The organism is Streptomyces monomycini (genome assembly GCF_022271435.1).
GTDB classification, from domain to species: Bacteria; Actinomycetota; Actinomycetes; order Streptomycetales; family Streptomycetaceae; genus Streptomyces; species Streptomyces monomycini.
On record NZ_JAFIQY010000004.1, the window covers coordinates 120,880 to 140,294 of the forward strand.

Annotated in this window: 17 protein-coding genes; 9 read left to right on the plus strand and 8 right to left on the minus strand. The window is 74.0% G+C overall.

Annotated features, from left to right (window positions below; all coding sequences use genetic code 11):
- The first annotated feature begins 23 nt into the window (after nt 1-23).
- The 8 genes from JXZ78_RS06965 to JXZ78_RS07000 all read left to right on the plus strand — a co-directional run bounded on the left by JXZ78_RS06965 (nt 24) and on the right by JXZ78_RS07000 (nt 8,260).
- Nucleotides 24-686 (plus strand): D-glycero-alpha-D-manno-heptose-1,7-bisphosphate 7-phosphatase, encoded by a 663-nt coding sequence (locus JXZ78_RS06965; protein WP_372498403.1) that lies wholly within the window; start codon nt 24-26, stop codon nt 684-686.
- Nucleotides 683-1,786, plus strand: a complete 1,104-nt coding sequence (locus JXZ78_RS06970; protein ID WP_033037300.1) for a glycosyltransferase family 9 protein — start codon at nt 683-685, stop codon at nt 1,784-1,786. The genes JXZ78_RS06965 and JXZ78_RS06970 overlap by 4 nt, the downstream gene beginning before the upstream one ends.
- Nucleotides 1,783-2,748 (plus strand): glycosyltransferase, encoded by a 966-nt coding sequence (locus tag JXZ78_RS06975; RefSeq protein WP_030018875.1) that lies wholly within the window; start codon nt 1,783-1,785, stop codon nt 2,746-2,748. Before JXZ78_RS06970 ends, JXZ78_RS06975 begins: the two co-directional genes overlap by 4 nt.
- Nucleotides 2,745-3,986 carry a glycosyltransferase gene (locus JXZ78_RS06980; protein ID WP_030018876.1) on the plus strand — a complete coding sequence of 414 codons (1,242 nt, stop codon included), beginning with the start codon at nt 2,745-2,747 and terminating at the stop codon, nt 3,984-3,986. Before JXZ78_RS06975 ends, JXZ78_RS06980 begins: the two co-directional genes overlap by 4 nt.
- A 170-nt stretch (nt 3,987-4,156) precedes the next feature.
- On the plus strand, nt 4,157-4,804 hold the full coding sequence (locus JXZ78_RS06985) for a D-sedoheptulose-7-phosphate isomerase (RefSeq protein WP_033037301.1): 648 nt from the start codon (nt 4,157-4,159) through the stop codon (nt 4,802-4,804).
- A gap of 34 nt (nt 4,805-4,838) precedes the next feature.
- Complete coding sequence (locus JXZ78_RS06990) at nt 4,839-6,242, plus strand: PfkB family carbohydrate kinase (protein WP_030018878.1); 1,404 nt, start codon at nt 4,839-4,841, stop codon at nt 6,240-6,242.
- Between the two features lie 35 nt (nt 6,243-6,277).
- Nucleotides 6,278-7,171, plus strand: coding sequence for a glycosyltransferase family 2 protein (locus JXZ78_RS06995; RefSeq protein WP_030018879.1), 894 nt, complete (start codon nt 6,278-6,280; stop codon nt 7,169-7,171).
- Between the two features lie 144 nt (nt 7,172-7,315).
- On the plus strand, nt 7,316-8,260 hold the full coding sequence (locus JXZ78_RS07000) for a glycosyltransferase family 2 protein (RefSeq protein ID WP_030018880.1): 945 nt from the start codon (nt 7,316-7,318) through the stop codon (nt 8,258-8,260).
- A gap of 128 nt (nt 8,261-8,388) precedes the next feature.
- Here JXZ78_RS07000 and JXZ78_RS07005 read toward each other — a convergent pair whose 3' ends face one another.
- From JXZ78_RS07005 to JXZ78_RS07020, 4 genes are all read right to left on the minus strand, one after another.
- Nucleotides 8,389-9,636: a S8 family peptidase gene (locus JXZ78_RS07005; protein WP_030018881.1), complete on the minus strand. Its 1,248-nt coding sequence runs from the start codon at nt 9,634-9,636 to the stop codon at nt 8,389-8,391.
- 587 nt (nt 9,637-10,223) lie between these two features.
- Nucleotides 10,224-11,537 (minus strand): ABC transporter substrate-binding protein, encoded by a 1,314-nt coding sequence (locus JXZ78_RS07010; RefSeq protein ID WP_078624074.1) that lies wholly within the window; start codon nt 11,535-11,537, stop codon nt 10,224-10,226.
- On the minus strand, nt 11,537-12,403 hold the full coding sequence (locus tag JXZ78_RS07015; protein WP_106968717.1) for a carbohydrate ABC transporter permease: 867 nt from the start codon (nt 12,401-12,403) through the stop codon (nt 11,537-11,539). Before JXZ78_RS07015 ends, JXZ78_RS07010 begins: the two co-directional genes overlap by 1 nt.
- Nucleotides 12,403-13,365, minus strand: coding sequence for a carbohydrate ABC transporter permease (locus JXZ78_RS07020; protein WP_275127545.1), 963 nt, complete (start codon nt 13,363-13,365; stop codon nt 12,403-12,405). Before JXZ78_RS07020 ends, JXZ78_RS07015 begins: the two co-directional genes overlap by 1 nt.
- Nucleotides 13,366-13,703: 338 nt before the next feature.
- Here JXZ78_RS07020 and JXZ78_RS07025 point away from each other — a divergent pair, with 338 nt between their 5' ends.
- Nucleotides 13,704-14,594, plus strand: a complete 891-nt coding sequence (locus JXZ78_RS07025) for an aminoglycoside phosphotransferase family protein (RefSeq protein WP_238782720.1) — start codon at nt 13,704-13,706, stop codon at nt 14,592-14,594.
- A gap of 60 nt (nt 14,595-14,654) precedes the next feature.
- Here the strand turns inward: JXZ78_RS07025 and JXZ78_RS07030 are convergent, their stop codons facing one another.
- From JXZ78_RS07030 to JXZ78_RS07045, 4 genes are all read right to left on the minus strand, one after another.
- Nucleotides 14,655-15,449, minus strand: a complete 795-nt coding sequence (locus tag JXZ78_RS07030) for an exonuclease domain-containing protein (protein WP_033037109.1) — start codon at nt 15,447-15,449, stop codon at nt 14,655-14,657.
- A 131-nt stretch (nt 15,450-15,580) separates the two neighbouring features.
- Nucleotides 15,581-16,846, minus strand: coding sequence for a DUF5919 domain-containing protein (locus JXZ78_RS07035; protein WP_030018033.1), 1,266 nt, complete (start codon nt 16,844-16,846; stop codon nt 15,581-15,583).
- 102 nt (nt 16,847-16,948) lie between these two features.
- On the minus strand, nt 16,949-18,325 hold the full coding sequence (locus JXZ78_RS07040; RefSeq protein WP_078623979.1) for a copper amine oxidase: 1,377 nt from the start codon (nt 18,323-18,325) through the stop codon (nt 16,949-16,951).
- 130 nt (nt 18,326-18,455) lie between these two features.
- A complete protein-coding gene (locus JXZ78_RS07045) occupies nt 18,456-19,286 on the minus strand; it encodes a hypothetical protein (RefSeq protein WP_030018031.1) in 831 nt (276 codons plus the stop codon).
- Nucleotides 19,287-19,415: the final 129 nt, after the last annotated feature.

Consider the following 19,415-nt stretch of genomic DNA (forward strand, 5'->3'; position numbering starts at 1 on the left):
CCAGGGGCCAAGGGGCCACAGCTGTGGCTGCTCAGGCGGCGGACCACGAGGAGCGCGGGCGTCTGTGGCTGTACGCGCCGGGGCGGAGTGTCCCGGCGCGGATGCCGGTACCGGCGGCCGCTGGGCCGCCGCCGACCGGCGCCACAGGCCCGTTGGAAGCGGTGCTCTTCGACCGGGACGGGACGCTGGTGGCTGACGTGCCGTACAACAGCGACCCGGCGCTGGTGGAACCGATGCCGGGAGCGCGCGCGGCAGTGGACGCCGTACGGGCTCGCGGTCTCGCGGTGGGCGTGGTGAGCAACCAGTCCGGCGTCGCGCGCGGCCTGCTGAGTGGCGCGCAGGTCGCGGCCGTACGGCAGAAAGTCGAGGAGGTGCTCGGGCCGTTCGGCGTCTGGGCGGTGTGTCCGCACGGGCCCGGGGACGGCTGCGGCTGCCGCAAGCCCGCTCCCGGACTGGTCCTCGCGGCCTGCGCGTTCCTCGGCGTCTCCCCCGCGCGTACCGCCGTGGTCGGCGACATCGGCGCGGACGTGGACGCGGCGCGGTCCGCCGGCGCGCGCGGGGTGCTCGTACCGACGCCGGTGACGCGCGCGGAGGAGATCGCGGCGGCGCCGGAGTATGCCCGTGATCTGCCCGGCGCCGTACGCCTGTTGTTGTACGGCCCGGGTGGCAGGGAGGCCGCCGTATGAGCACGGCTCCGCGCACCCTCGTCGTGCGGCTGGACAGCGCGGGCGACGTGCTGCTGGCCGGTCCGGCGGTACGCGCCGTGGCGGCAGGCTCCTCGTACACGGCGCTGCTGTGCGGCCCGTTGGGTGAGCGCGCGGCGCGGCTGCTGCCCGGCGTGGACGAAGTGATCGTGCACGACGCGCCGTGGGTGGGCCTGCGGCCCGCGCCGGTGGACCGGCAGGTCACGGAGGCGCTGGTGGACACCCTCGCGGCGGGCCGGTTCGACCGGGCGCTGGTGCTCGTGTCGTACCACCAGAGCCCGCTGCCCGCCGCACTGCTGCTCAAGCTGGCCGGGATCGGCTGGATCGCGGCGGACAGCGTGGACTACCCCGGCGCCCTGCTGGACCTGCGGCACCACCGCAGACCGGAACGGCACGAGGCCGAAGCCGCGCTGGACCTCGCGCGGGACGCCGGATTCGCCCTGCCGCCGGACGACGACGGCGCCCTGGGCGTCCTCCCGCCGCCCGACACCACGCCGCTGACCGGCGGCGACCCGTACGTGGTGCTGCACCCGGGCGCCGCCGTGCCGGCCCGCGCCTGGAGCGCGGCGCGGGCGACCCGGGCGGCGGGCGCGCTGAGCGCGGCGGGGCACCGGGTGATCGTCACCGGCGGCCCCGGCGAACGGGAGCTCACCGCCGCCGTCGCGGGCGGCCACGCACTGGACCTCGGCGGGCGCACCGACGCCCACCAGCTCGCCGGGGTGCTGGCCCGCGCACGGGCGGTGGTCGTCGGCAACACCGGGCCCGCGCACCTGGCCGCGGCCGTGGGGACGCCGGTCGTCTGCCTGTTCGCGCCGGTGGTCCCCGCGCTGCTGTGGGCGCCGTACGGGGTGCCGCACGTCCTGCTCGGCGACCAGGAGGCGCCGTGCGCGGGCAGCCGTGCCCGGCGGTGCCCGGTGCCCGGCCACCCCTGTCTCGACACGGTCAGCGACACCGCGCTGCTCGCGGCCGTGTCCCGGCTGACCGGCCCCGGCCGGCCACCGGAGCCGCCGAAGGACGGCGCCCGGCCCGCCGCACGGGCCTCCCGGACCGCGACCGACACCGAACGAGGTGCGACTGTATGAACATCCTGCTCTGGCATGTCCACGGGTCCTGGACGACCGCGTTCGTCCAGGGACCGCACACCTACCTGGTGCCGGTCACCCCGGACCGCGGACCCGACGGGCTGGGCCGGGCCCGTACCTTCCCCTGGCCCGACTCGGTGATCGAGAAGACCCCCGCGGAGCTGCGGCACGCCCCCGTCGACCTCGTCGTGCTGCAACGGCCGCACGAGGCCGAACTGGCCGAACGCTGGCTGGGCGGGCGCCGCCCCGGCCGGGACGTGCCCGCCGTCTACCTGGAGCACAACGCGCCGGACGGCGACGTACCGCACACCCGTCATCCGTGCGCCGACCGCGACGACCTGGTCCTGGTGCACGTCACCCACTTCAACCGGCTGTTCTGGGACAGCGGCGGCACCCGTACGGAAGTGATCGAGCACGGCATCGTCGACCCCGGCCATCAGTACACCGGCCGACTCGCGCGCGCCGCCGTCGTCACCAACGAGCCGGTCCGCCGCGGCCGTACGGTCGGCACCGACCTGCTGCCCGCACTGGCCGAAGCCGCCCCGCTGGACGTCTTCGGCATGCGCACCGACGGGCTCGCCGCGCACCTGGGCCTGCCCCCGGACCGCTGCCGCACGGCCGACCTCCCGCAGGCCGAACTGCACGAGGCGATGGCGCAGCGCCGCTTCTACCTGCACCCGGTGCGCTGGACCTCACTCGGCCTGTCGCTCCTGGAGGCCATGCATCTGGGGATGCCGGTGGTCGCCCTGGCCACCACCGAGGCCGCCGAAGCGGTGCTGCCCGGCACCGGCACGCTCTCCAACCGGCCCGAGACCCTGGCCCAGGCCGCCCGGACGTACCTGGAGGACCCCGACGCGGCGGCCGAGGACGGCGCGCGGGCCCGCCAGGCGGCGCTGGAGCGGTACGGGCTCAAGCGCTTCCTGCACGACTGGGAGCGCGTCCTTACGGAGGTGTCCGCATGACCTCGCCCGGCACGGTCCCGCGCCTGTCCGTCGCGCTCGTCTCCGAGCACGCCAGTCCGCTGGCGGTCCTCGGCGGCATCGACGCGGGCGGCCAGAACGTCCATGTCGCGCGCCTGGCCGGCGCGCTGGCCGACCGGGGGCACCGGGTGACCGTGTACACCCGGCGCGACTCCCCCGAACCGCCGGACGAGGTCGTACTGCGGCCCGGCGTACGGGTCCGGCACGTCCCTGCCGGACCGCCGCGGCACGTGCCCAAGGACGCGCTGCTGCCGTACATGCCGGCCTTCGGCGACCACCTCGCCGCACAGTGGCGGGAACGGGCGCCGGACGTGGTCCACTCCCACTTCTGGATGTCCGGCCTCGCCGCGCTGCGGGCGACCCGCGCGCTGGGGCTGCCGCTGGCCCACACGTACCACGCCCTGGGCACCGTCAAGCGGCGCCATCAACAGGATTCCGACACCAGTCCGCGCTCCCGCGTCACCGACGAGACGGCGGTCGGCGAAGGCTGCCACCGGGTGATCGCCACCTGCCGGGACGAGGTCACCGAACTGGGCCGGATGGGCATCACGGAGAGCAAGATCGACGTGGTGCCGTGCGGGGTCGACACGGCGCGCTTCACGCCCGACGGGCCGGCCGCCGACCACGGCGCGCGGCGCCCGCTGCTCCTCCAGCTCGGCCGGCTCGTCCCGCGCAAGGGCGCCGAGGTGTCCATCGCCGCGCTGGCCCGGCTGCCGGAGGCCCGGCTCGTCATCGCCGGGGGACCGCCTGCGGACCGGATGGACCAGGACCCCGAGGTACGGCGACTGCGCGAACTGGCCCGCGCCGCCGGGGTCGCGGACCGGGTGAGCTTCACCGGTGGCGTGCGGTGCGAGGACGTACCGCAGTTGCTGCGCGCCGCCGACGTGGTGCTGTGCCCGGCGGACTACGAGCCGTTCGGCATCGTGCCGCTGGAGGCCATGGCCTGCGGCACACCCGTCGTGGCCACCGCCGTCGGCGGGCAGCTGGACACCGTGTCCGACCCGGACTGCGGGCGGCTGGTACCGCCCCGCGACCCGGCGGCGCTGGCCCGCGCCGTCGGCGAACTGCTCCTGGACGGCGCGGTGCGGGCCGCCTGCGGCGCCGCGGGCCGCCGCCGGGTACTGGCCAGGTACGGCTGGGACCAGGTGGCGGCCGGTACCGAAGCCGTCTACCTCGGCGTCCTGAGTCCGCGGCCCGTCGCCGTCACCGAGGTGGTGTGACCACCGGCCGCGCCCCCGGCCGCCGCCGGCCGGCCCGACACCGCGGCCGCCCCGTCCCCGTACCCGCCCCCGAACTGTCCCTCGTCACCGTCCAACGCCCTGCCCCCGCCGCAGACGTACGAAGGAGGTGCGGGCCCCAGCGCCACCGGCGCCCCGGGAGCCCGACGACCATGAGCCAACCCCTTGACGCCGCACACCGCCACTGCCAGTCGCTCCAGGACGCGGTGCACACCCTGCGCCGGAACAGCCTGCGCCGGCTGGCCGAGTGGGGCACCCACCTCGGCACCGTACTGCCCGTCGGCGGCCGGCTGCTCGCCGCCGGCAACGGCGGCAGCGCCGCCCAGGCCCAGCACCTGACGGCCGAACTCGTCGGCCGCTACCAGCAGGACCGCCCCGCCTACTCCGCCATCTCACTGCACGCCGAGACCTCCAGTGTCACCGCCATCGGCAACGACTACGGCTTCGACCAGGTCTTCGCCCGGCAGGTCGCCGCACACGGCCGCCCCGGCGACGTACTCCTGCTGCTGTCCACCTCTGGCCGCAGCGACAACCTGCTGGCCGCCGCCGAGACCGCGCGGGACGCCGAACTGCGGGTCTGGGCGCTGACCGGCCCCAGGCCCAACCCGCTGGCCGACGCCGCCGACGAAGCGGTGTGTGTGGACTCCCCCAGCAGCGCGACGGTCCAGGAGGCGCACCTGATCGCGGTGCACATCCTGTGCGAACACTTCGACGCCGTCGGTGGAGCGCCCCGGACCGCGCAGGCCACGGCGGGCGTTCCGCTGGAAGTCGCGGTGGCGGACCGGGACGGCGCGCTGTGAACGCCCGCCGTGGCGACGCCCCCGGGAGGCGGTCATGACAGGCCGTCAGCCCTTGGTGGTCGTGGGCGACGTCCTCCTGGACCGGGACATCGACGGTGACGCCTCGCGCCTGGCGCCGGACGCGCCCGCCCCCGTCGTGGACGTCACCGACGACCGCAGCCGGCCGGGCGGCGCCGGCCTCGCCGCCGCGCTCGCCGCGCGGTCCGGGCGCGAAGTGGTCCTGGTGACCACGTTGGGACCGGATCCGGCGAGCGAGGCGGTACGGCGCGCGCTGCGCGGGACCGTACGCCTGGTGGAGATCCCCCTCGAAGGACGGCTCCCCGAGAAGACACGGGTGATGGCCTCCGGCCGCCCCCTGGTGCGGTTCGACCGCGGGGGCGGCCACCCGGGCGAGCCCGGCCCCGCGGTGCGCGAGACGCTCGCCGGGGCCCGCGCCGTCCTCGTCGCCGACTACGGGCGCGGCACCGCGGCGGCGGTCCACGGCCTGCTCGCCGAGGTGGCGCGCCGGGTCCCGCTGCTGTGGGACCCGCACCCCAAGGGCGGTACGCCCGTACCGGGTGCGCGGCTGGTCACGCCCAACGCGTCCGAGGCCCGGGCCCTGACCTCCGGCGAGGACCGGTCGCTGCGCGCCTGCGCCGTACGGGGTGCCCAACTGGCCGCCGAGTGGCAGGCGGCGGCCGTGGCGGTGACGCTCGGCGTGCGCGGCGCGCTGCTGGCCAGGGCGGGCAGCGACTCGCCGATGCTGGTGCCTGCGCCGTACCGGGCCGACGGCGACCCCTGCGGGGCGGGCGACTGCTTCGCCGCCACGGCGGCCGCCGCGCTGGCCGACGGCGCGCTGCCCGAGGAGGCCGTCCAGCGGGCCGTCGCCGAGGCCGCCGCCTTCGTGGCGGCGGGCGGCGCGGGCAACCGCGCCCTGTGGCGTACGGCTCCCCCGCCGGACCGGCGGGCGCCGGAGCGGCCCGCCGACCCGTTCGAGCTGGCCCGGTCCGTGCAGGCCAGGGGCGGCACGGTGGTCGCCACCGGCGGCTGTTTCGACCTGCTGCACGCCGGTCACGTCGGCCTGCTGGAGAGCGCCCGGCGGATCGGTGACTGCCTCATCGTCTGCGTCAACTCCGACGCGTCCGTGACCCGCCTCAAGGGCCCGGGGCGGCCGCTGACCCGGGCGGCGGACCGCACCCGCGTGCTGGCCGGCCTGGGCAGCGTCGACGCCGTCGCCGTCTTCGGGGAGGACTCCCCCGTCGAACTGCTGCGGCGGCTGCGGCCCGACGTGTGGGTCAAGGGCGGCGACTACTCCGTGGACGCGCTGCCGGAGGCGGCCACCCTGCGCGAGTGGGGCGGCCAGGCGCTCGTCCTGCCCTACCTGGACGGCAGGTCGACGACCGCGCTGGCCCGGCGGGCGGCCCGCGCCGCCGCGCCGGGTCCGGGGTACCGGTCGTGACCGCCCCCGCGGCAGGACTGCCGGACACCCGCGCCGTGCCGGACGGCCGACGCGCCCCCGAGGTCCCGCGCGTGGGCATCGTCGTGATCACCCGGAACCGCCGCGAGCGCCTGCTCGGCACGCTGGAGCGGGTGACGCGGCTGCCCGAGGAACCGCCCGTCGTGGTCGTGGACAACGGCTCGTCGGACGGCACCGCGGACGCCGTCCGCGCGCGCTTCCCGGCCGTACGGGTCCTCACCCCCGGCCGCAACCTCGGCGCGGTCGGCCGTACGTACGGCGCCGCCGCCCTCGACACCCCGCTCGTCGCGTTCAGCGACGACGACTCCTGGTGGGAACCCGGCGCGCTCGCCCGCGCCGCAGAGGTGTTCGCGGCGCACCCCCGGCTGGGACTGGCCGCCGCCAGCACCCTCGTCGGTACGGACGCCGCCGCCGACCCGCTCAACGCGGTCCTCGCCGCCTCCCCGCTCGGCCGCGAACCCGACCTGCCCGGACCGTCCGTCCTCGGCTTCCTGGGCTGCGCCGCCGTCGCCCGCCGGGACGCCTTCCTGGAAGCCGGCGGCTACCACCCCGTACTCCACTTCGGCGCCGAGGAAACCCTGCTGGCCATGGACCTCGAAGCGCGCGGCTGGGGCGTCGCCTACTGCCCCGCCCTCGTCGCCCGGCACGAACCCGACGGCGCGGGCGGCGCTCCCCGCCCCGGCCGCACCGCCCGCGTCCGCCGCAACGCCCTGCTCACCGCCTGGCTGCGCCGCCCGCTCCGGCACGCCCTCGCGCACACGCTGCGGCTGGCGCTGGACGGCCGTACGGATCCGGAGGCGCGCCTGGCCCTGAACGAAGCGGTACGCCGCCTGCCGGCCGCGCTGGCACGGCGGCGGCTGCTGCCGGGGCTGGTGGAACGCCGGGTGCGGACGCTGGAGATGACGTCGTGAGCGGGGCCGCGTTCGGGGGCGCGAGCCGCGTTCGGGGCCGCCCAGCCGTACCCGTCACACGCCGCTCCGCCGGACGAACGCTCCGCGCCCCCGCACCGCAACGCCGGTGCCGGGCCTGACCGCACCGACCCGAGGAAACCTCCCGTGACCGATCCGCGCACCACCGTCATCGTCATCACCCGCAACCGCAGCGACGACCTGCTGCACACCCTCGACCGGCTCGCCGAACTGCCGGAGAAGCCGCCCGTCGTCGTGGTGGACAACGGTTCCACGGACGGCAGCGCCTCCGCCGTCCGCCGCCACCCCCTCGCACCGCGGCTCATCCCGCTGGAGCACAACGCCGGGGCGGTGGGCCGCAATCTGGCCGCGCGGGTGGCGACCACGCCGTACCTCGCGTTCTGCGACGACGACTCGTGGTGGGAGCCCGGCGCCCTGGCCGGGGCCGCCGATCTGCTGGACACGTACGGGCGGCTCGGCGCGGTGACCGCGCGCATCATGGTCCACCCGCATCCGGACGCCCCGGAGGCGGGCGTCTCGCCCGGGGCCGGCCCCGGCGAGCCCGTCGAGGACCCGATCGTCCAGGAGCTGCGGCACTCCCCGCTGCCCGCCCCTTCCTGGCTGCCGGGCCCGGCGCTCGGCTCGTTCCTCGCGGCGGCCACGGTGCTGCGCGCCGACGCCTTCCGGGCGGCGGGCGGCTTCTCGCCCCGGCTGGTGCTGGGCGGCGAGGAGGAGCTGCTCGCCGCCGACCTCGCGGCCGACGGCTGGTGGCTGGCGTACGCCGACCGGCTCACCGTCCACCACCGGGCGTCGCCGCACCGCGACGCGACCCTGCGCCGACGCCAGGGCATCCGCAACACCCTGTGGTTCACCTGGCTGCGCAGGCCGCTGCCCGCCGCCGTGCGCCGGACGCGCGTACTGGCATCGACGGTGCCGCGGGACGCGGTGTCCGTACGGGCGTTCGCCGAGGCCGCCGGCGGTCTGCCGTGGGTGCTGCGGGAACGGCGCCCGCTGCCGCGGGAGGTGGAGAGCCGGCTGCGCCTGCTGGAGGCGCCGCAGCGGGAGTCGACGGCGCGGCGGTACTGCGGGTGAGACGGTGCGCGCGCCTGCACCGGTACTGCGGCTGAAACGTTTCCGGCCGGGGACGGCACGACGCCGGCCGTCGTGCCCCGTGGGGGCGAGCGCGACGGCCGGCGTCCGGAGCCGAACGGACGGTGAGGTTACTTCTCGCCGACCTTCAGCAGCTTGTTGGGCGTGCCCTCGCTCGGGTTCTTGATCTTGTCGGGGGTGGCGCCGTCGGTCAGCGCGGTGGCGACCGCGTCCGGCTTGGCGTCCTGGTGACCGCTCAGGTAGACCGCGGCGGCGCCCGCGACGTGCGGGGTGGCCATGGACGTACCGGAGATGGTCTTCGTGCCCTGGTCGCTGTCGTTCCAGGCCGAGGTGATGTCCGAACCGGGCGCGTAGAGGTCCACCGCGCTGCCGAAGTTGGAGAAGTCGGACTGCTCGTCGGTGTTGGTGCTGGAGGCGACCGTGATGGCCTCCTTGACCCGCGCCGGGGAGCCCTGGCCCGCGTCGGTGGACTCGTTGCCCGCCGCCACGGCGAAGGTGACACCGGAGGCGACCGCCTTCTGGACCGCCGTGTCCAGCGCCTCGTCGGCGCCGCCGCCCAGCGACATGTTCGCCACCGAGGGGCCCTTGTGGTTCTTGGTCACCCAGTCGATGCCCGCGACGACCTGCTCGGTGGAACCGGAGCCCTGGTCGTCCAGCACCCGGACGGCCACGATCTTCGCCTTCTTGGCGACACCGTGCGCCTTGCCGGCGATGGTGCCCGCGACGTGGGTGCCGTGGCCGTTGCCGTCGGTGGCGTCGTTGTCGCCGTCGATCGCGTCGAAGCCGGAGGAGGCGCGGCCCTCGAAGTCCTGGTGCGTGGTGCGCACACCGGTGTCGATGACGTACGCGGTGACGCCCTCACCCGCGCTGTCGGGGTAGGTGTACTTCTTGTCGCCCTGGGTGTCGGCCTGGTCGATACGGTCCAGGCCCCACGACGGCGGGTTGTCCTGCGCGCCGTCGATGTGGAACTTCTTGTTCTGCACGACCTTGTCGACAGCCGGGTCGGCGGCCAGACGACGGGCCTCCTCGGTGCTGAGGCCGGTGGCGGAGAAACCGTTCAGCGCGGCCGAGTAGGTCCGCTTGACCTCACCGCCGTACTTGCTGGCCAGATCCTTACTCTGCTCGGCGGTCCGTTCGGCCTGCACTCCGGCGCTACGGACCGTCTTCTCAGAGTTCTTCAGCATGACGATGTAGCTGCCGCTGACGGCGCCCTTGGCCTCGGCGCCGTAGATCTTGCCCTCGGCGGGCGAAGCGCCCGCGGTGACCGCGGTGACCGTGGCGATACCGGTCGCGGCGACCACGGCGGTTATCGCGGTGACGAGCCGCTTCTTGCTGGAACGCTTGTGAGCGTGAGCCATTCGAGGGTTCTCCTCGTTCGGAACGTGTGGGGGGAAAGCGTTGCGCAACAGCCCGGACGGACAAGAAGATCTCCGCCGGGCTGGCTCGAAACCCTGTCGGATTGACGGGGTCAATTCAAGGCCGCCCGGGCGTTGTGAGATAGGCAACAAGCCTGCGTAATTGCAAACGCCCGCAGAAGGGGGCAAATACGCATCACGACTGCTCGACGGTACGTCAACTCCGTTTACGTGGCCGCAATATGCCGCAGGCCGGCCACGGTACGGATGCCGAAGTTACCCACGGTACGGGCGTGGCGCCCACCATGCGGGAAAACCAGCCGCTACAGGGAACAGCCGGGCAATCACCCCGCCGCCCTCCCGCTTCTTCACAGATCAACAATCCCCGGTCGACGCGGCCTCAATCCTCGACATAACACTTCCGAGGCGTGGCATCGCTCACTCTCGGCGCCTCTTCGGCCGAACGCGTTTTATACGCAACGCATTTCCCCCGGCACAGCGGGCGACAGCACAACCTCGCGCTACGTCCGCTCTCCGCCCCCTTATTGGGAATGCGCCGATATTCCGGCACGAAACACCCGCAGGCCGCTTCAGCGCTGATACCGCGCCAGCACCAGATTCCCGTCGTGGACCAGACGTTCGCGCAGCTCGTCCAGGTCGACGGCGCCGCTGTAGTACTCCTGGAAGGCCGGCGTAGCGATCTTGTCCTTCCACTCCGGGTAACCCCGCACGGACTGCGCGGGGGCGGCGCGCAGCGTGCCGGCCAGGGCGGTGCCCGTCGACCAGCCGTAGCGGTCCGTGTGGAGTTCAGGGGCCTTCAGCGCCTCCCGGCCCGTCGGCAGCATCCAGTCGCCGAGCGCGAGCCGCACCATGTTGGGCGGTCTCAGCAGGAAGTCGACAAAGGCCATCGCCTCCTCCTTACGGGGACAGTCCGCCGCGATCGACAGGGTCTGCGGGCTGACGCCCTGGTCCCCGCCGCCGGTGCCGCCGGGCGCGGGCAGCACCGTCCACTCGAACTCCTTCGGGGCCTGCTGCACGATCTGCTGCCGGTAGGAGAAGCCGAGCGGCAGGACCGCGTACCGGCCGGCGAAGAAGCCGGGGAGCGTGTCGGCGCCGCCCATGCCCAGCGTCGTACGGGCGGCGCTGCGCGCGACGTTGACCTGGTCGTGGATGGCGCGCGGCACCACCTGGTCGGCGGCGTCGAACCGTACCTCGGCCCGGCCGTCCGGACGGCGCCGGAAGATCCGGCCGCCGGTGGACAGGGCCAGGTTGAGCGTGACGGACACCGGCTCCTTCAGCGGCCAGGCGACGCCGTACCCGCCGCCGCCCGTCAGCTCCTTCGCCACCTCCCCGAACTCCTCCCACGTCCACGGCTCGCGCACGGTCGGCACCCGCACCCCGGAACGCCGCAGCCGCACCTGGTCGGCGATCAGGACGCGGGGCTCCTGGAGGAAGGGGATGCCGTACACCCGGCCGCCGAAGGTGCCCGACTCCCAGCTCCGCCGCGGGATGTCGTCCCGCAGGCGCGGGGGCAGCAGGCCGGTCAGGTCGGCGAGATGGCCGCCGTAGGCGAAGTCGGCGAGGTCGTCGGACGCGTCGTGGATGATGTCCGGCGCCTCGCCGCCCTCGAAGGAGGTGAGCAGCTGGTCGTGGACGGTGGGCCAGGCCCCCTGGACGTACTGGACGGGGATGTCCGGATGCCGGCGGTTCCACTCCGCGACCAGTTGCTTGTTGGCGTCGACGGACTCCTTCTGCCAGGCCAGCGACTGGAAACGGAGTACGCCACGGTCGCCGCCGCGGCCTCCGCCGCCGCCCGAACAGCCCGGCAGCAGGGCAGCGGCGGGCACGGCCGCGGCGGCGGCCAGCACGGTACGGCGGCACGGGCTGCCGGGAGCGGCGGCCATCAGTGCTTCACCGCCCCGGCCAGCATGCCGCCGGTGATCCGGCGCTGGATCACGGCGAAGAGCACCAGGCCGGGCAGCGTGGCGAGCAGGGCCGCCGCGGCGAGCGGGCCGAGGTCGGCGACGCCCTCGGCCCCGAGGAAGTGGGTCAGGACGACCGGCATCGTCTGCTTCTCCGGCGATTTGAGCAGGACGAGTGCGAAGAAGAACTCGTTCCACGCGGTGATGAAGGCGAACAGGCCGGTGGCGACGATGCCGGGCATCAGCAGCGGCCCGGTGACCGAGACCAGGATGCGCAGCCGGCCCGCGCCGTCCACCGCCGCGGCCTCCTCCAGCTCCGGCGGCACGGCCCGGACGTAGCCGGTCAGCATCCACAGCGCGAACGGCAGCGACCACACCACGTACACCAGGACGAGCCCGGTCCGGGAGTCGACCAGGTGGAGGTTCTTCAGCACGAGGAAGAGCGGGATGATCACCAGGACCAGCGGGAACGCCTGGCTGACCACGACCCAGCCGGTCGCCGCCCGCGCGAAGCGGGTGCGGCGGCGCGCGAGGACGTACGCCATGGGCGTCGCCAGGGCGATCGCGACCAGCGCCGAGACCGCGGCGGCGAGCAGGCTGTTGCCGGCGGCCTGGAGCAGCGGCTGCTCGTCGAAGGCGGTACGGAAGTTGTCGAGCGTCGGCGCCCGGGGGATCCAGGTGGGGTGGATGCTGCCCAGTTCGCGGGGCGGTTTGAAGGCGGTGGAGACCAGCCAGAGGAAGGGGAACGCGAGGAAGGCGAGGTAGCAGAGGAGGGCGAGGTACTGCCCGGCCCGGCCGACGCCGCGCCGGGTGGCCAGGGGGCGCTCGGCCGACGAGAACTTCCGCATCACTGTTCGTCCTCCCCCCTCAGCCGCCGTGACAGGTAGACGGCCAGCAGGACCGCGATGAGCGCGACCATCGCCAGCCCCATCGCGGCGGCGTAACCGAACTGCCCGTACCGGAACGCCTCCTCGTACGCGAACAGCATCGGCAGCCGGGTGCGGCCGCCCGGGCCGCCGTCGGTCAGCACGAAGACCAGCGCGAAGGAGTTGAAGTTCCAGATGAAGTTGAGCGCCGAGACGGCCAGCGCGACCGGCTTGATCGCGGGCCAGGTGACCGTACGGAACCGCCGCCAGGCTCCGGCGCCGTCCATCGCGGCGGCCTCGTGCAGCTCACGGGGGACGTTCTGGAGTCCGGCGAGGAGGGTGACAGTGGTCTGCGGCATCCCCGCCCAGACGCCCACGACGATCACGGCGAGCAGGGCGGTGGCCGTACCGCTCAGCCAGTCCCGGCCCTCGTCCGGGCCCAGCCCGAAGCTGCGCAGCGTCTCGTTCAGTACACCCGCGTCCGGGTGGTAGACCAGCCGCCACATGATGCCCACCACGACCTCGGGCATCGCCCACGGAATGATCGCCAGCGCGCGGGCCAGCCAGCGCAGCCGCAGCTCCTGGCCGAGCAGCAGCGCCAGTCCGAGGGCGAGGAAGAACTGCGGGACCGTGACGCCCAGCGCCCACACCAGCCCGACCCGGAACGAGTCCCAGAACAGGGTGTCCTGGAGCAGGTCGGAGAAATTGAGCAGGCCGACCCACCGGGTGGCCTGGGTACGCCCCGACTGCGCGTCGGTGAACGCCAGCCCGATGCCGTACAGCAGCGGGCCCACGCTCAGCACCAGGATCGGGATCAGCGCGGGCAGGATCAGGAACCACGTCCCGTGCCCGCCCCCGGCCCGCGACACCGGCCCCGCACCCGTCCCTCTCGTACGCCCCTGCCCCCGTACGGGACCGTCTCGACCCAACGCGACTCCCCGCATCCGCACACCCGGAACGGCTGTGACCACCACGAACAGGCCGCGCGTCCCCGGCCGGAACGGGCCGGACGGCCGCCGTCATCGTCGTGACACCACCCGGCGCAGTCAAGCACCCCACCAGAACTCCGCCTCCCCAGCCCCCTTCGTCCCTATCCCTTCTCCCCCCTTCCCCTCCCCCCCACTTCTCCTCTCCCTTCCCCTCCCGCCTCTCCTATCCCTCCCCCGCCCCCTCCCCGACCCTCCTGCCCCACCCCTACCTCTTCCCCGAACCGGTCCTCCCGGTCCCTCCCCACCGGGACCTGCGAGACTGATACCGATCACGCACCGCAGGAGGCGCCCCGATGACCGCACCGAGCACCACTCCGTTCACGGAGGCGCACGCCCGGGACGTCCTGGCCGCGGCCGGCCGGCCCGACGTCGCCGCCGACGCCCGGCTGCTCTCGCTCGGCGAGAACGCGGTCTTCGCCACCGACGGCGACGGCCCGGTCGTACGGGTCGGACGCAGCGCCGAACTGCTGGAGCGCGCCGAGCGGGAGCTGCGCGTCGCCGTGTGGCTGGCGGATCAGGGCGTGCCGGCCGTGCGCGCGGCCGAGCCGGCGGCCCGTCTGGTGAACGGGCACCCGGTCACCTTCTGGGAGCGGCTGCCCGACCCCGTACGCCCCGCCGAACCGGCCGACCTGGCCGCCCTGCTGCGGCTGGTGCACGCGCTGCCGGAACCGCCGTTCACCCTCCCCCGGCGTGAACTGCTGGGAGGGGTGGAACGCTGGCTGCGCCTGGCCGGCGACGCGGTCTCGGCGCGGGACGCCGAGTACCTGCGGGGCCGCCGCGACGCGTTCGCCGCTGCCGCCACCGCGCTGGAACCGCATCTGCCGCGCGGCCCGGTCCACGGTGACGCGCTGACCCGTAATGTCCATGTGGGACCCGACGGCCCGGTGCTCGTCGACCTCGAAACCTTCTCCTCCGATCTGCGGGAACACGACCTCGTCGTGATGGCGCTCAGCCGCGACCGCTACGGCCTGCCCGCCGCGGCGTACGACACCTTCGTGCGGATCTACGGCTGGGACGTCCGGGACTGGGAGGGCTGCGCGGTACTGCGCGGCTCGCGGGAGACGGCCAGCTGCGCCTGGGTCTCACAGCACGCTCCCGGCAACCCCGCCGCCCTCAAGGAGTTCCGCCGCCGCATCGCCTCCCTGCGCGAGGGCGACACCACCGTCCGCTGGTACCCCTTCTGACGCGTCCTCTCCTGCCGCGCTCCCCTCCTCCCCCCGTCCTTTCCCTCCCCTTATGCCCCCTTACGCGCTACCGCGCGCGGCCGATGCCTGCCCCTGCCCGGGCAGCCCCAGATCCAGCTCCAGCTCCTCGGAGCGCTCCCGCGCCCGCTGGTACGGAATGAGCGGCCAGGCCGCCTCGACTATCGCCTCCGGGTCACCGGAGCGGCGCAGATACTTCTGGAACGACGCGGCCTGCTCGGCAGCCGCCTCCTCCTGAAGGGCGTGCAGCGCGGCGAGCGCCGTCCCGGCCACCGCCGGATACCGCTCGCCGATCCGGCGCGCCACACCGGCCGCGGCCACCGCGTCCGCGCCCGCTTCGTGCGCCGCCTCCAACGGGACGCCGTAGTGCCGGCAGAGGGCCTGGAGGGTCCGCTTGCCCTTGCGGTAGCGGTCCACGTACTTGTCCAGCACCAGCGGGTCGATGACCGGGGCAGGCTGCCGGCCGAGCCGCTCGGCCAGGGTCGGCAGGCCGTACCGTCGGCATTCGCGGTCCAGCAGCGAGAGGTCGTAGCGCGCGTTCATCACCACGAGCGGAAGGCCCGCCTCCAGCGCCGCGGCGAGCGCGGTGGCGATCTGCTCGACCCCCTCGGCCGCCGCCCGGCCGTGCGCCCGCACATGAGCGGTCGTCATCCCGTGTATGGCCGCCGCTTCCTCGGGCACCGGCACGCCGGGGTCGAGCAGCCAGGTGCTCCGCAGGGCCTCCCGGCCGTCCGCGCCCAGCCTTATCAGCGCGGCGGTGACGATACGGTCCCGCTCGACGTCCGTACCGGTGGTCTCCAAGTCGAAACTGACGAGCAGCCCTTGATGCCAGCCCATGACGGCCTCCTTCGGTGGTGCTTCCCCCGTGTTCCCCTACTCTCCCACGCGACACTGACAACGCCCCGGCTTCCGCCCGCTTCCCGGCCCTCGCCCGCTTCCCGGCGGCCGGACGCCCCGGCGGGCCGCCCTCACGACACCGGCCGCGAATCCGCCCACACGTTCTCGAACTCCTCCCGGTACGTCTCGAAGAGGCCGTGGTCGTCGTCCCGGTCCGGATCCTGGCGCAGCACCTCGCGGCCGCCGCCGCGCAGGACGAGGACCGGCGACTCCATGCCCCGGCTCCGCCGCAGGTACGGCTGGACGACGGCCACGCCGTCCGGGCCGTCCCCGTCCACCAGGTAGGCGGTGAAGCGGGGCGTCTCGTCGAAGACCTGGATCTCGAAGGCGCCGGGGTCGTGCAGCCGGGCCCGTACCCGCCGCATGTGCAGGATGTTCATCTCGATGGAGCGGCTCATCTCGCCCTTCTTGAGGCCCAGTTCCCGTTCGCGGCGGCGGACCGCGCTGCTGGCGGGGTTGAGGAAGAGGAGCCGGACCCGGCAGCCGGACTCCGCGAGGCGGACCATGCGGCGTCCGGAGTAGTTCTGTACGAGGAGGTTGAGGCCGATGCCGATGGCGTCCAAGCGCCGGGCGCCCCCGAAGAGGTCCTCGGCGGGCAGCTGCCGCTGGAGGCGCACCCGGTCGGTGTGGACGCCGACGACGTCCGCGTACCGGTCGCCGACCAGGTCCTCCACCGCGTCGATGGGCAGCCGTCCGGCGGTGCGGGTGCCGATACCGGAGCCGAGTATCTCCAGCAGCCGGGCGGAGGCCCTCTCCGCCTGGGCCAGGACGGTGCCGGTCAGGGCGCGGTTGCGGGAGACGATGTTGCGGGCCACCTCCAGCTCGTCGAGGGCCAGCTCCACCTCCCGCCGGTCGTCGAAGTACGGCTCGAAGCACGGCCAGTGCTGCACCATCAGCTCGCGCAGCTGCGGCAGGGTCAGGAAGCTGAGGATGTTGTCGTCGGCGGGGTCGAGCAGGTAGCCCTTGCGGCGGCTGACCTCGCGGACCGCGACCGCCCGCTGGACCCATTCCTGGCCGGTGGGGCCGGCCGCGGCGATGACCCATTCGTCGCCGTGCACCGGTTCGTAGACGGGCAGCAGCACGGCCGCCACGACGGCCCGCAGCCGCTGTTCGACGAGGTTCAGCCAGATGTAGGCGCGCCCGGCCCGCCGGGCGCGGGTGCGCACCTCGCTCCAGGCCTCGGCGCCCCAGTCCAGCTCCGCGCCGATCTCCATCGGCCGGGCCAGGGACACCGCCCCGGGCGGGGCGTCGACGGAGCCGCCCTCGTGTCCCTCATGACTGTCCTGGCCGTCATGGCCGTCGTCACCAGGGGGCAACTCCAGCCCGCCCGAGCTCACCTGCGCACCGCCTTCCGAACCCCCGTGCCAACGATCAAGGCAGACTACTGCGGGTCCGGGAGGCGGTGCAGCAGGATGGATCGAGTCTCCGGCCAACTGCCCTTATTGGACGTGACCGTTGTGTCCGGAAAGCTCGGGCGGAGTGAGCGGATTCATAGCGGTGACGTCCCGGGGGGCGAGCTGGAAGCCCTGCCAGTGCACCGGCATGGGCTCCTGGTCCTCGTCCCGGGCGATGTGGTGGTATCCGATGTTGACCCACGCGATGGGGTGGCGGAGCGGCTGTCCGTTGACCCACCGGTCCACGCTGGTGCCCGCGCCGGCTCCACAGTTCGCCAGGTTGTTGCTGGCGAACTGCTCACACTTGTCGTATTCGGTGAAGAACACGTCGTGCCGGGTGAAGGCGCGTCCGGTGTACTTGCTGGACCGACCGGGGACGATCTCGTACGACCGCGGATGACCGTCCTTGTTCTTTCCGATGTTGCTGACCACCCGCCACCAGCGGGTCGGCCCGGCGTCCCCCGCCAGTTCCTTGGTCACCGGGGTGCGGACCGTCGTGGTCTTGGGGGTCAGCCCGCCGCTCTGCGCGGTGGTCGTCGAGTCGAACTGCTCGACCCGGTTGGCCGACGAGCCGTCCAGCCCGAAGTTCAGCCGCCAGAAGACGTTGTGGCTGTGGCTGGTGGCGTAGTCCTTGGCGCCCTTGCCGATCGGCCAGCCGCGTCCGTCGCCCGCGTCGTAGTCCGCGGGCGAGAGCGTGCCGGTCGCTCCGACCTGCATGTTCATCGTGCCGTCCGCGGAGAAGCGCCACTCGACGATGTATTCGTACCACCCGGTCTTGTTGACCGTGTAGACGAGCAGGTCCTTGCCCTGGAGCTGCTGGATCTTGGTGGTCTCGCCGGGGTAGCGGCCCAGCCGGTAGGCGTGGCCGCGGGCCCGGGTGGTGACGCACAGTCCGTTGACGTTCTCGTGCTCCGGGTCCCAGGCGCCCGGCACCTTGACCGATTTGATGGTGCCGCCGGGACACTCGCCCGGATCCAGCGTCTGGAGTCCCTGGGCGAAGGCCTGCCCGGTGAGGTCGTCGTACTCGTTGCCGCCGTCGTCGTAAGGGACGTGGATCTGCGCCAGTTTCGCGCTGGTCAGCACCTGGATCGGGCGGGGCTCGCTCTTGGGCTGGTACGAGACGTTGTCCAGAACCAGTCCGGCGTACTCGTCGTAGTGCCAGCACATGCGCCAAGTGGTGCCGGCTTCGAGGGTCTGCGTGATGCTGTACGGGGTACTGCACCCTGCGGCGGTGGACGCGGGTGGAGGCGCGGCCTGGGCGGCGGACGGTCCGGTCATCAGGGCGGCCGTACCGAGCAGCAGCGGCGCGGCGAGCAGTGCGGCGCGCCGGACCCGTGCACGGTGGGTACGGACGTGGGTACGGGCAGGGACACGGGCGCGGCCGTGGCCGACGCGGGCGCGGCGGAAGGGTCTTTCGTGCATGGAAACGCTCCTGTACGTCAGTGGGACGCGAGCTTCGGAGTACGCGGGTGCGTGGTGCTGCACGGTTCCTGCCGGGCGGCGGCCGGCCCGTGGCGGGCCGGGACGCCGTGCCGGGGCACGCGCGGGCGGCTCAGTCCAGCCGGCCGACCGTGCGGGCGCTCAGGTCGACCACATAGCGCCTGGTGTCGATCCACTGGCCGTCGCGCACCTTGGTGAAGAGCCGGACGCAGCGGTGCTCCCCGCAGGCGCGCAGCCTTGCCGGAGCCGGTCCCTCCGCCTCCCCCCGGTAGACGAAGCCCCGCACGGCCAGCTGGCCGGGGCCGGTCAGCTCCTTGCCGGTGGCGTGTTCGTAGTCCTCCCGCAGCCCGGCCCCCTCGGGTGCGGCGATCAGCAGCCCGGCCGCGGCCTCGCTCTCGGCCCGGTTGGGCGGCGGCTGCACACCGTGCCGGCTGTCGCTCTTCTCCACCTTCCCGGTCGTGAGGTTGACGGTCTTGGTCACGTACGCGTCGGACCGGTAGTCGTAGAACGACACGTTCGCCCGGCGCGGCGGGGCGGCGAGGCCGGTCTCGTCCGGGCCCAGCTCGGCCAGACCGGTGGTCAGCCGTTCCGGCCCCGTTCTGCCCTTGACGTCCTCGGTCGCGCTGCGGAACGTACGGGGCGTGGCGAGGGCCTGGGCCCGCGCGACCTCGTCGTCCGTCAGCGGGTCCCGGCCGACGCCCGTGCTGCCCTCCGCGGGCGCGCGCTCCACCGCTCCCGGCCGTACCTGCGACGCCTGTCCGGTTCCCGCCTCCGGTCCTTCGGCCGCGGCGGCCCGGCTCCCCCCGCCGGTCGCCCCCGCGTCCCCTGGCAGGGTCACCGCGGCCAGGGCGGCAGTACCCGCCAGCGCCACGGCCGCTCCCGCCACCAGCTTGCCCAGGTGGCGGTGCATCATCTTGCGCACTGTTCCCCCCAGCTGCCTCATGGTGCTCAGCACATATCGGTCGTCCTGTACGACGATCCGACTTCGCCGCGGGTTGCCCACCTTTCGGCGCAGATCGCGCGAAAAACCAGCCGTATTGGGCAGGTTGGAACACGAGACGATCGCAGCACC

Excerpts from the sequence above, each read along its gene's own strand:
- JXZ78_RS06970 (WP_033037300.1), top strand. The coding sequence starts at position 683 with ATGAGCACGGCTCCGCGCACCCTCGTCGTGCGGCTGGACAGCGCGGGC.
- JXZ78_RS06975 (WP_030018875.1), top strand. The coding sequence starts at position 1,783 with ATGAACATCCTGCTCTGGCATGTCCACGGGTCCTGGACGACCGCGTTC.
- JXZ78_RS06980 (WP_030018876.1), top strand. The coding sequence starts at position 2,745 with ATGACCTCGCCCGGCACGGTCCCGCGCCTGTCCGTCGCGCTCGTCTCC.
- JXZ78_RS06985 (WP_033037301.1), top strand. The coding sequence starts at position 4,157 with ATGAGCCAACCCCTTGACGCCGCACACCGCCACTGCCAGTCGCTCCAG.
- JXZ78_RS06990 (WP_030018878.1), top strand. The coding sequence starts at position 4,839 with ATGACAGGCCGTCAGCCCTTGGTGGTCGTGGGCGACGTCCTCCTGGAC.
- JXZ78_RS07005 (WP_030018881.1), bottom strand. The coding sequence starts at position 9,636 with ATGGCTCACGCTCACAAGCGTTCCAGCAAGAAGCGGCTCGTCACCGCG.
- JXZ78_RS07010 (WP_078624074.1), bottom strand. The coding sequence starts at position 11,537 with ATGGCCGCCGCTCCCGGCAGCCCGTGCCGCCGTACCGTGCTGGCCGCC.
- JXZ78_RS07015 (WP_106968717.1), bottom strand. The coding sequence starts at position 12,403 with ATGCGGAAGTTCTCGTCGGCCGAGCGCCCCCTGGCCACCCGGCGCGGC.
- JXZ78_RS07020 (WP_275127545.1), bottom strand. The coding sequence starts at position 13,365 with ATGCGGGGAGTCGCGTTGGGTCGAGACGGTCCCGTACGGGGGCAGGGG.
- JXZ78_RS07025 (WP_238782720.1), top strand. The coding sequence starts at position 13,704 with ATGACCGCACCGAGCACCACTCCGTTCACGGAGGCGCACGCCCGGGAC.
- JXZ78_RS07030 (WP_033037109.1), bottom strand. The coding sequence starts at position 15,449 with ATGGGCTGGCATCAAGGGCTGCTCGTCAGTTTCGACTTGGAGACCACC.
- JXZ78_RS07040 (WP_078623979.1), bottom strand. The coding sequence starts at position 18,325 with ATGCACGAAAGACCCTTCCGCCGCGCCCGCGTCGGCCACGGCCGCGCC.
- JXZ78_RS07045 (WP_030018031.1), bottom strand. The coding sequence starts at position 19,286 with ATGAGGCAGCTGGGGGGAACAGTGCGCAAGATGATGCACCGCCACCTG.